A 9,254-nucleotide genomic window follows, 5' to 3' on the forward strand; every position below is an offset into this window, starting at 1 on the left:
AGGCCCAGTGGCGTCAGCGCGCCCGGCTGCACGCCCAGCAGCGCCTGCATGCGCTCGCCGGCCACGAAACTCAGGTGCCCCTTGCCGCCCACCAGCGCGGAAACCGCCTTCAGATCCAGCGTCCGGTCCTCATGGATCGCCAGCAGGAAGTGCCGGCCCTTCTTGTCCTTGAGCAGCAGGTTCTTGGTGAATGTCCCGGCCATGGCGCCGCGCAGCGCCTTGCCTTCCTCGACGGTCGCGTGCTCGGGATAAGGCACCACCTTCGCGTCGATGCCCAAAGATGCGAAGCGCTCGAACAGGCAGCGGTAGGCGGTTTCATCGGTCGTTTCCCGGTTCATGCGCCCACCTTCGCGGCTTTCGACCGCTGACGCATCCCCAGCCACAGCAGCGACAGCGCCGCCAGCGCCAGCCACGGGATCAGTGCCAGGTTCATGGTCTGCCAGCCCAGGGCTTGCAGCAGCCCGCCCGCGCTGAAAGAGCAGGTCAGGCCGACAACGAAGATCGTCATGTCATTGATGGCCTGCGCACGCCCCTTCTCGGCAGCGTTGTAGGTGTCGGTCAACAGCGTCGTGCCGCCGATGTACATGAAGTTCCAGCCCACACCCAGCAGCACGAGCGCGCTGGCGAAGGAGCCAAAGCCCGTGCCGGTGAGCGTCGTCAGGATGTGCGCGATGAACAGCACCACGCCCGTGAGCATGATGCGCAGCACGCCGAAGCGCGCGATCAGCGAGCCGGTGAAGAACGACGGCAGGAACATGCCCAGCACGTGCAACTGGATCACCGTGGCCGCCGCACCCAGTTCGTGGTGATGTAGCCGCATGGCGATGGGCGTCGCCGTCATCGCCAGGATCATGATGCCGTAGCCCGTGGCGGCGCCGAACAGCGCCACGAGATAGGCGGGCTGCGCGACGATCTGCTGCCAGGGTCGGCCCTTGTCCACCGGGCCGGTAGACGCGGCAGGCGCAGGGATGTGCAGGTTCAGCAGCACGCCCGCCGCCACCATCGACACCACGGCCAGGATCAGGAAGGAACCCAGGTACTCGGGCGAGAGCAGCGGCCCGCCCAGCCTTGCCAGCAACGGCCCGGCCAGCGCTGCGACCACGCCGCCGGCCATCACCAGCGAGATCGCGCGTGGGCGGAAAGCCGCGTCCGCCACTTCGCTGGCCGCGAAACGGTAGAACTGCGCGAACGCCTGGTAGCAGCCCACCAGGAAGGTGCCGAAGGACAGCAGCGGCAGCGAAGCCTGATGGATGCCCCAGGCACCCACCAGGCCCCCCGCCACGCCCAGCGTCGTGCCGATCAGGAACCCGGCCCGGCGGCCGGCGCGGGCCATCCACATCGAGGCCGGAAACATCATCGTGGCCGTGCCGAGGAACATGGTGGCGATGGGCAGCGTGGCCCAGCGCGGCGATGCGGCGATCTGCCCGCCGGCCAGGCCGCCGACGGTCATCACCATCACCGACACGATCTGGAACAGGGCCTGCGCGCAGGCCAGGATCAGCACCTGGCGGTGCATGGGGTTCTTGAGCATGAGTTTCTTCGCGTTGTTGTTCGATTCATCGACTCGCGATGGCGCGCAGGCGCTCGGCCACGGCGTCGATCTCGGCTTGCGTGGTGCCGCGTCCCAGGCCGAAGCGCACTGCGCCCATGCCGACCGGCTCGGGCACGCCCATGGCAGCCAGCACGGGCGAGAGTTCCACACGGCCCGCATCGCAGGCCGAGCCGGTGGATGCGGCCACGCCGTCCAGATGAGCCAGTACCTCGGCGCCGATGCGGCCGGCGAAGTTCACGTTCAGCGTGTTGGGCAGCCGGTGCTCGGCGTGGCCGTTGAGCACCACGCGCTCACCGAAGATCGCTTGCAGCGCTTGCCAGAAGTGATCGCGCAAGGCGCGCAAGCGCTCCGGCTCACCAACATCGAGATTCGTTCTCGCCAGTTCGCAGGCCGCGCCCAGCGCCGCAGCCATCAGCACGCTCTCGGTGCCGGCGCGGCGGCCCGCCTCGTGGCCGGCGCCGTGGATCAGCGGCTCCAGCGCCGTGCCGCGCCGCACGTACAGCGCGCCTATACCCTTAGGCGCGTAGAGCTTGTGCCCGGCGATGCTCAGCAGGTCCACGCCGAGGTCGTCCACCTTCGTCGGCAGCTTGCCGACGGACTGCGCCGCATCGGTGTGGAAGCGGATGCCGTGTTCGCGTGCGATGGTGCCGATGACCTTGATGGGTTGCAGCGTGCCCGTCTCGTTGTTCGCGTGCATGACGCTGACGAGCACAGTGCGCGGTGTGATGGCGCGGCGCACCGCCTCGGGATCGACCCGGCCCGTGCCATCCACCGGCAGCCGCGTGACGCTCGCCCCCAGTCGCTCCAGAAAGGCCAGTGGCTGCAACACCGCCGGATGCTCCGTGGCCTCGGTGATGATGTGCTCGCCGCGCTCGCGCAGCGCGAAGAAGCTGCCCTTGAGCGCGAGGTTGTTGGCCTCGCTGCCGCCGCTGGTGAAGACGATCTCATCCGGCGACGCGCCCAGCAGCCCCGCCACCTGGGCGCGAGCATGTTCCAGGGCCGCCTTGGCTGGGGTGCTGGCCCAATGGCCGCTGGATGGGTTCCCGTAGGCCGTCTCCAGCAGCGGCAGCATGGCCGCCTGCACTTCCGGCGCGATGGGCGTGCTGGCGTTGTAGTCGAGGTAGATGCCGGCCATCAGAACACCAGCACCTTGTCGGCGGCCACGGTGGCGGCGGCCAGTTCATCCATCGTGCTGCGGCGTGCGCCGGGCATCACTTCCTCGTCCTTGATGCCGCGCGCATCCAGGCAGGTGCCGCACAGGAGCACCTCGCCCTGGGCATTGTTCGTCACGCGGCGCAGCATGCGTTCAACGTTGTAGTAGCCGTCGGGGGTCTTCTGACCGGCCTTGCAGCCGGAGACGGCATCGGCCATCAGGAACACGCTGACGTGGTTGGCCGCGTCCTTGAGCAGCGTGGAAGCCAAGCGCAAGGCGTTGTACATGCGCTCGGTGCCGTAGGGCGGGTCGTTGATGATGAGGAGGGTTTTCATGGAGGCCCCAGCGGAGAAAATGGCTTTTGTCCGGGATGGCTTGATGCTGGGCAGCAATCATGCCATCATTCAATCAATGTGTTGATTGTGTAATTGTGAAATCCATGTTGTCAACCTCATCCGAAAGCCCCAAGCACGTGGTGTTCGAGAACCTGGCCGCCGTGGCGCAAGCGCTGGGCCATGCGCATCGGCTCGAACTGCTCGAAGGCATGGCGCAGGGGCCGCGCAGCGTCGAAGACCTGGCCGGACTGGTCGGCCTGTCGATGGCCAACGCCTCACGCCACCTGCAACTGCTGCGGCGCGCGCGGCTGGTGGAGGCCGAACGCCAGGGCAAGCGGGTCTTCTATCGCCTGGCGGGCGATGTGGAGGTGGTGGCGCTGCTCAAGGCGCTGGGCCGCGTGGGCGAGCGCAACATCGCAGAGGTACGCGGCGTGATGCGCGACTTCTTCCATGACCGTGACGCGCTGGAAGCCGTTTCGCGCGAAGAACTGGCCGAGCGCCTGAATGCCGGCCAGGTGACGGTGCTGGACGTGCGCCCGGAAGCGGAATACGCGCTGGGCCACGTGGCGGGTGCCATCAACATCCCGGCCGACGAGCTGGAGCGTCGCCTGGCGGACTTGCCCAAGGGCCACGAAATCATTGCCTACTGCCGTGGGCCGTACTGCGTGATGTCCTTCGAGGCCGTGGCGGCGCTGCGCGCCAAGGGCTTCAAGGTGCGACGGCTCGAAGACGGCTTCCCGGAGTGGAAGGCGGCCGGGCTGGCCGTGGAGGCTTGAGCCTCGCCGTTGTGCAATCAAGGATCGACATGCAAGCCATCCAAGATCATTACCCGGCCGAATTCGCGCACTGCTACGGCTGCGGGCCAGCCAACCCCCAGGGGCTCCATCTCAAGAGCTTCATCGAGGGCGAGCGCACCCATGCGCGCTTCTCGCCGGCGACGATGTACAGCGGCGGCTATCCGGGCAACGTCTATGGCGGCATGCTGGCCTCGCTGCTGGACTGCCACGGCACCGCCAGCGCGGCGGCCTTCGCATACCGGGTGCAAGGTCGCGTCATGGGGGATGGTGGCCCGCCGATCCGCTTTGTCACCGGCTCGCTGAAAGTGGACTACCGGCGGCCCACGCCGCTGGGCGTCGAATTGCTCATCGAGGGCACGCTACGTTCGCTGGAGGGGCGCAAGGCCATCATCGATTTGACACTCAGCGCCGGCGGCGAGGTGTGCGTCACAGGCGAGATGGTGGCCGTGCAATTCGCGGCGAAAGCCTGAAAACAAGCAGCCCCTCGGATGAGGGGCTGGCAGGTCAGGCTTCGTACACGAAGTAGTGCTCGCGCTGACGAGGGAAGAAGACATGCTTCCATGTGTCGCCGCTGGTGTTGCCACCGTCGAAGACGACCATTTCGTAGTCATCAATGTCGGTGTCCATCAGGTCGGCGCTGACGATATGGCGCATGTGCAGCGCGCCGTGCGTGCGCTCGAATACCAGGATCTGGCCGATGGCGTCGTCCTGGCTCATGGCGTTGACGCAGGCTCCAAGCTGATGCTCGAAGTCGGCTGCGGGCGAGATGAGGTCGGGGAACATGAGGTTGCGCCTATGAAAATGGACCAGCCCGGCTCCTGGGGGAAACGGGCTGGCATGGGGGGACAATGAGGAAGGCCGGCGTGTCGCGCGGCTGCTAGGACTCGGCCAGCGGCAGGCCCAGCAGCGCGGGTGCGTCGGCGTCGAGGATCAGAATGCGCACATCGGCCTGGCCGGCCAGTTCAAGGATGTTTGCCAGGTCCTCCGGCATGCCCTTGTTCCGGTGCTCCTGCCGAAGCTGCTCGGCGGTGATGCCCTCGGCGTGCTCCAGGTTCTGGTCCGTCCAGGGCGTGGAGATCAGCTTGACGCCGATCGCCGGGCTGTACGGCACACGGAAGGCGATGAACAGCATGGCCTCCGGCGTGGCGATGTCCGCCAGGTCGGCGAGGTAGTGCCAGGTATCGACCGTGATGTGCTCGCGGCTGATCTCCCAGCACCGGCTGTAGTAGCCGGTCTCGAAAGTCAGGCGCTGCACCACTTCCCGCGCAGCCTCGGCCGAATAGGCATCGCCGACGTGGACTGGGCGACCGTCGAAGTCCTCGCCATGGATGGCATAGACCACGGCACCAATCACGCCTTCGCCGCTGACGCCTTCACCGGCGTCGCATTCGGCCAGCACGTCGTCGCTCAAGGGTTCAGGGCCATTGCTGACCACGGCGAAATCGTTGGTGACGATGCAGGACGATGAAACCAGTTCTTCGTCGGAAAGGAATTGCTGGCTCGCGTGGATGTTGCGCCAGACATGCGGGCTTCCATCGTCGTAGCTGATGCACAGCGTGCGGACGATTTTCAGATTCCAGTAGCCGCGAAGGAAGGGATTAGGATTCTGGGACATGGGATCTCTCCAGATTGAATAATGGAGCCAATCCCCGCCACCGGGAATTGGACCCGGTGGGTTGAAAAATGGAAAAAGCGTCAGGCAGCGCCGACCATGGCGTTGTCAGCACTGCGCTGGACTACGGGAAACAAAATGAGGGGCACGGCCTCGTGGGCGCGTGCCCCTCGTGGGGAGTGAACGAAGACGTGGTGGTGTGCCGGAGACCGGCTCACCAGCCGTTGTAGTTCACGAGCAGGTCGGCGAGGACCTTACGGCGTTGCAGGTCGAGACCGTCGAAGTCCGACAGTCCGTTGAAGTGGCAGCGCTTGAGCATGGCACCGCCCTCGCGCGCGTTGTAGAAGCTGACCATGGCGGACAGGAACATGCGTTCGCCGCTGCTCAGGACGCCGAGGGCATCGTTGAGCCGCAGCATGTTGGGACGCAGATCCCACTTGCTCTTGGCCTGGTTCAGACCTTCACGGGTGCCGTCACCGAACCATTCGGGGCCAGCGATCTCGACACCGCGCTTCCAGGCCTCGAAGAAGGCTTGGGGCGCGGCCGCGAAATGCTGTTCTTCCCGCATGATCTGATCGACGACTTCCCGTGGCAGTAGCTGGTTCATGACGTGATTCCTCCAGTTGGATCAGGGAATGGCGAGCTGGGACCAGCCGCCTCTTTCGAGGGCACGTTGAGCCGCGGCATGGCTGCGGAAGTACTCGCGGGATTCCCGCGAAACGGGCCCTTCGGTATCGCGCGTGCCGATGTAGTGACCGGCGGCGCTTTGCAGGACTTCGAGCGGCAGGAACTTGCCGCAGTAGGTCGAGGCCAATTGGCCGAAAGAGGCTTGCTGGGACATGGACGGGCTCCTTGGAAAAGCGGGGCCTCGTCCCTCACGGGATGGCAGCTCCCGCACGCGGTTGAAAAAATGCATCAGCGTCATGGGGACGCGCGTCCGCAGACTTGATGCGATGCGGACTGGTGGGCAACGCGGGAGAGACCCGCGGCAGCTTGAAACCCTGGCTGCTGGCATGTGCTGACGAATCAGCGAACATGCGGGCAGCTTCGTGCGCGGGCCGCGTCGCGTCAGTTGGAAAACGGCATCCGGCCCACCCCCGATTGATGCGCGCAGAGAAAAAGAAACCCCGCATCGAGTGCGGGGCTGCCAGGAGAGTGCGTCGGTGCTGGGTCAGTCGGGCTTGTCGCCCAGGACATGCTGCTTCCACAGGTCGAATGCCTGCTCGGGCGCAAGCTCGGCGAGGATGACGATGGGCTGGGCCTGCCGAGCGCGCAGCGAAGCGAAGTACGCCTTGCGGTCAGCAATGGCCTTGAGCTTGATGCCCTTGATGAACAGCAATTTGCCGTCCTTGATGAACAGCACCTTGTTGCCGATGTCGCGGTTGAACGCGGCTCGCACCTTGCGTTCCGCGTGCATGGCGTCGGCAAGTTCATCGACCAGGAAGTCGAGCGTCATGTCGATGTAGTGAGGGTCTTCGCCCTCCTGGCCGAGGTTGAGCGGCGCAGGCGGCAGGCCCTTGGCGAAGGCTTCGGCCTGAGCCAGCAACGCCGCCTTGCCGCTGAGCGCGTGCAGGAACGTCGAGCCGCCGTGGCCGTCGTTGCGGGCCTCGGCGATGGGAGTGCCGTCGAACACGACGGTGGCGCTGAAGCACATCGTTTCTTCGCTGGCGAAATCTGCCACCTTGAGGCTCTTCAGCGTGATGCGGTTTTGCTTGGTGATGTTGTCCATGGGAAGTCCTGAAATCGACCGGGTGGCGACATGCCCCTGACGGGACGTGGCGGCCATCCCGTGGGTTGGAGAAAGAGGCATCGGTGCCCCGGTGGGCAGCGTTCGCCGGTGAGATGCCGAGGCGAACTGGCGGGTGGCGCGGGTGGAACCCGCGGCAGCCTTGACACCCTGGCTGCGGGCTGCTGCCAATACATCGGCAATGCAGGAGGGAGAATGGCGCGGCCCGCAGGCTGCGTCGCCGATCAATCCGAAGCGGTCGAGCCCGTCTTGTGCAGGTACTGCACCAGGCGCTGGCCCAGCCATGCCATGCACGGTACAGCCATGGAGTTGCCGATCGCCTTGTAGCGTGGAGCGTCGGCGGCGGGCTTGCCGCGGTAGGTGATCAGCGTGTAGTCGTCGGGCATGCCTTGCAGCCGCTCGCACTCCACGGGCATCAGCCGCCGCACCCGCCAGTGCGACCAGTCGCCGGGGCCAGGGCCGTTCCAGTCGTAGCGGAAATGCGCCTCGAAGTCGGGAGCCAGCACATGGGGCTTGTCCGCGCCGCCGCCGCTGGTGCGAAGTGCGCCCGCTACGGTGCCGCCCAACTCGGCGGCAAGGCCGTTCTCGCGGCCACGCAGAGATACGCAGGCCACCATCGGCACGCCGTAGCCCGGCTTGCCGTTGGACAGCACGGTGCAAGCCACCTGTCCATGGCCGGATTCGTAGCGCACTTCACCGCGGTTGTTCTGCGCGAAAGCGATGGCGGGCACGACACCGGCGTTCGCATGGCTGTTGCGATGGCCGCCAGCGCGCAGCGTCGGCGTCAGGTCGAACGTGGCATCGGCGCCGCTGCCCTGGGCAGTGAAGGCGATGATCGGAACACCCTTGCCGGTGCCATCCTCGCTGCTGCCCCTGCCGTTGTTGGCGGTGTCGAGGGTGTGGGCGATGCTGCCGACGACCGACTGCACCATGAACGTCTCGGTGCGAATGTCGTGCTTGGGGCCAGCGGCCATCAGGCACGCCGCCACATCGACGGGGCCAATGCCGCCGCTGAATCCGAACGTCGTCGTGACCCTGCCGTAGGGCTGCTTCAGCCCTGCGAATCCTGCAAGTCCTGCGCATGCGCCTGCTGCTTCAGCACCCGGTCCAGCATCGTGGGCAGCTTCTTGCCACGGCGCGCGGCCCGCACAAGAATCCCCGAGCAGGCCTGCGCGCTCAAAAAGTACTTCTGCGGGATCGAGGTCATCTCCACCACTTGCCACAAGAAACACGCGCTTGCGGCGTTGGGCGACACCGAAATATTGAGCGTCGAGCACGCGCCACGCGATGCGGCGGCGGGGTCCAGACACACAACCAGCGTGCGCCCACCGATCCCCTGGCGGCTGGAGCGCACGGCTTTCCCCGACCAGTGCCCCCAGGAAATGCCCGAAGGCATTGCTGCGGTCGTTGAGGACGCCGGGGACGTTTTCCCAGACGAGCGTGGCCGCCGGGCGGCGGTCTTGTTGGCGGGTTTGGTCGATGGCATTGGCAAGCTCCACATAGGCAAGGGAAAGGGCTCCGCGCGGGTCATCCAGCCCGCGCCGGCTACCTGCAACGCTGAACGACTGGCACGGCGTGCCGCCGACCAGGATGTCGGGCGCCGGCACGGTGCCGGCGCGCACCTGGCGGGCGATCGCGGTCATGTCGCCCAGGTTGGGCACGTGGGGGTAACGGTGGGCGAGCACGGCGCTCGGGAACGGCTCGATTTCGGCGAACCACACGGCTTCGAGGCCGAGGGGTTGCCAGGCGAGGCTCGCGGCCTCGATGCCGCTGCACACGCTGCCGTACAGCAGTGGCGCGGCCTGGGGCGCACCGCGTGAGGTGCGAGGTTGCGGGTTCATGTCGGGTCTCCTGTTCGTGTGGCCCTGGACCGTGTGGCCGGGCCGGGACGTTGATCGGCAGGAGAAAGGCGCCGAAGGCCGTGTGGCCTTCGGCTCGGGAGGACGGAACCACCCGTGGGCTGTTGCAGGCCCGGTCGTCGCTAGAACCGTCTGCTGTCAGCAATCGCACCCGGCGCATGTCGTGGTTGGCGCCGGCATCTTCTGGCGCACATCCGCG

General features: G+C 66.4%; 12 protein-coding genes. 2 read left to right on the forward strand and 10 right to left on the reverse strand.

What is annotated here, in order from left to right; translation table 11 throughout:
• The 4 genes from PHQ87_RS11660 to PHQ87_RS11675 all read right to left on the reverse strand — a co-directional run.
• A partial coding sequence (locus PHQ87_RS11660) for a YbaK/EbsC family protein (protein ID WP_300234363.1) occupies window positions 1–338 on the reverse strand: 338 nt, incomplete at its 3' end.
• Complete coding sequence (locus PHQ87_RS11665) at window positions 335–1,531, reverse strand: MFS transporter (RefSeq protein WP_033448849.1); 1,197 nt, start codon at window positions 1,529–1,531, stop codon at window positions 335–337. The genes PHQ87_RS11660 and PHQ87_RS11665, both read right to left, overlap by 4 nt.
• Before the next feature lie 25 nt (window positions 1,532–1,556).
• Window positions 1,557–2,687, reverse strand: coding sequence for a cysteine desulfurase family protein (locus tag PHQ87_RS11670; RefSeq protein ID WP_300234366.1), 1,131 nt, complete (start codon window positions 2,685–2,687; stop codon window positions 1,557–1,559).
• Window positions 2,687–3,040 carry a DsrE family protein gene (locus tag PHQ87_RS11675; RefSeq protein WP_033448854.1) on the reverse strand — a complete coding sequence of 118 codons (354 nt, stop codon included), beginning with the start codon at window positions 3,038–3,040 and terminating at the stop codon, window positions 2,687–2,689. Before PHQ87_RS11675 ends, PHQ87_RS11670 begins: the two co-directional genes overlap by 1 nt.
• 104 nt (window positions 3,041–3,144) lie before the next feature.
• Here PHQ87_RS11675 and PHQ87_RS11680 point away from each other — a divergent pair, with 104 nt between their 5' ends.
• Both PHQ87_RS11680 and PHQ87_RS11685 read left to right on the forward strand, forming a co-directional pair.
• Window positions 3,145–3,816: a metalloregulator ArsR/SmtB family transcription factor gene (locus PHQ87_RS11680; protein ID WP_033448856.1), complete on the forward strand. Its 672-nt coding sequence runs from the start codon at window positions 3,145–3,147 to the stop codon at window positions 3,814–3,816.
• A gap of 29 nt (window positions 3,817–3,845) precedes the next feature.
• A complete protein-coding gene (locus PHQ87_RS11685) occupies window positions 3,846–4,307 on the forward strand; it encodes a PaaI family thioesterase (RefSeq protein ID WP_033448859.1) in 462 nt (153 codons plus the stop codon).
• Window positions 4,308–4,341: 34 nt separating this feature from the next.
• Here PHQ87_RS11685 and PHQ87_RS11690 read toward each other — a convergent pair whose 3' ends face one another.
• The 6 genes from PHQ87_RS11690 to PHQ87_RS11715 all read right to left on the reverse strand — a co-directional run bounded on the left by PHQ87_RS11690 (window position 4,342) and on the right by PHQ87_RS11715 (window position 9,037).
• Entirely contained in the window at window positions 4,342–4,620 is a 279-nt protein-coding gene (locus tag PHQ87_RS11690) for a hypothetical protein (protein ID WP_033448862.1), read from the reverse strand.
• 94 nt (window positions 4,621–4,714) lie between these two features.
• Window positions 4,715–5,452 carry a hypothetical protein gene (locus PHQ87_RS11695; protein WP_033448864.1) on the reverse strand — a complete coding sequence of 246 codons (738 nt, stop codon included), beginning with the start codon at window positions 5,450–5,452 and terminating at the stop codon, window positions 4,715–4,717.
• Window positions 5,453–5,663: 211 nt separating this feature from the next.
• On the reverse strand, window positions 5,664–6,056 hold the full coding sequence (locus PHQ87_RS11700) for a hypothetical protein (protein WP_033448867.1): 393 nt from the start codon (window positions 6,054–6,056) through the stop codon (window positions 5,664–5,666).
• 21 nt (window positions 6,057–6,077) lie between these two features.
• Window positions 6,078–6,290 (reverse strand): hypothetical protein, encoded by a 213-nt coding sequence (locus PHQ87_RS11705; protein WP_033448869.1) that lies wholly within the window; start codon window positions 6,288–6,290, stop codon window positions 6,078–6,080.
• A 330-nt stretch (window positions 6,291–6,620) separates the two neighbouring features.
• Window positions 6,621–7,178 (reverse strand): hypothetical protein, encoded by a 558-nt coding sequence (locus PHQ87_RS11710; protein WP_033448871.1) that lies wholly within the window; start codon window positions 7,176–7,178, stop codon window positions 6,621–6,623.
• A gap of 242 nt (window positions 7,179–7,420) precedes the next feature.
• Window positions 7,421–9,037 carry a DNA cytosine methyltransferase gene (locus PHQ87_RS11715; protein WP_033448873.1) on the reverse strand — a complete coding sequence of 539 codons (1,617 nt, stop codon included), beginning with the start codon at window positions 9,035–9,037 and terminating at the stop codon, window positions 7,421–7,423.
• Window positions 9,038–9,254: the final 217 nt, after the last annotated feature.

Source organism: Hydrogenophaga sp., from assembly GCF_028698005.1.
Classification (GTDB): Bacteria; Pseudomonadota; Gammaproteobacteria; order Burkholderiales; family Burkholderiaceae_C; genus Hydrogenophaga.

Bases quoted from the DNA above. Each gene is read 5' to 3' on its own strand.
- PHQ87_RS11705 (WP_033448869.1), bottom strand. From the start codon at position 6,290: ATGTCCCAGCAAGCCTCTTTCGGCCAATTGGCCTCGACCTACTGCGGC.
- PHQ87_RS11695 (WP_033448864.1), bottom strand. From the start codon at position 5,452: ATGTCCCAGAATCCTAATCCCTTCCTTCGCGGCTACTGGAATCTGAAA.
- PHQ87_RS11685 (WP_033448859.1), top strand. From the start codon at position 3,846: ATGCAAGCCATCCAAGATCATTACCCGGCCGAATTCGCGCACTGCTAC.
- PHQ87_RS11680 (WP_033448856.1), top strand. From the start codon at position 3,145: ATGTTGTCAACCTCATCCGAAAGCCCCAAGCACGTGGTGTTCGAGAAC.
- PHQ87_RS11715 (WP_033448873.1), bottom strand. From the start codon at position 9,037: ATGAACCCGCAACCTCGCACCTCACGCGGTGCGCCCCAGGCCGCGCCA.
- PHQ87_RS11670 (WP_300234366.1), bottom strand. From the start codon at position 2,687: ATGGCCGGCATCTACCTCGACTACAACGCCAGCACGCCCATCGCGCCG.
- PHQ87_RS11675 (WP_033448854.1), bottom strand. From the start codon at position 3,040: ATGAAAACCCTCCTCATCATCAACGACCCGCCCTACGGCACCGAGCGC.
- PHQ87_RS11700 (WP_033448867.1), bottom strand. From the start codon at position 6,056: ATGAACCAGCTACTGCCACGGGAAGTCGTCGATCAGATCATGCGGGAA.
- PHQ87_RS11665 (WP_033448849.1), bottom strand. From the start codon at position 1,531: ATGCTCAAGAACCCCATGCACCGCCAGGTGCTGATCCTGGCCTGCGCG.
- PHQ87_RS11690 (WP_033448862.1), bottom strand. From the start codon at position 4,620: ATGTTCCCCGACCTCATCTCGCCCGCAGCCGACTTCGAGCATCAGCTT.
- PHQ87_RS11710 (WP_033448871.1), bottom strand. From the start codon at position 7,178: ATGGACAACATCACCAAGCAAAACCGCATCACGCTGAAGAGCCTCAAG.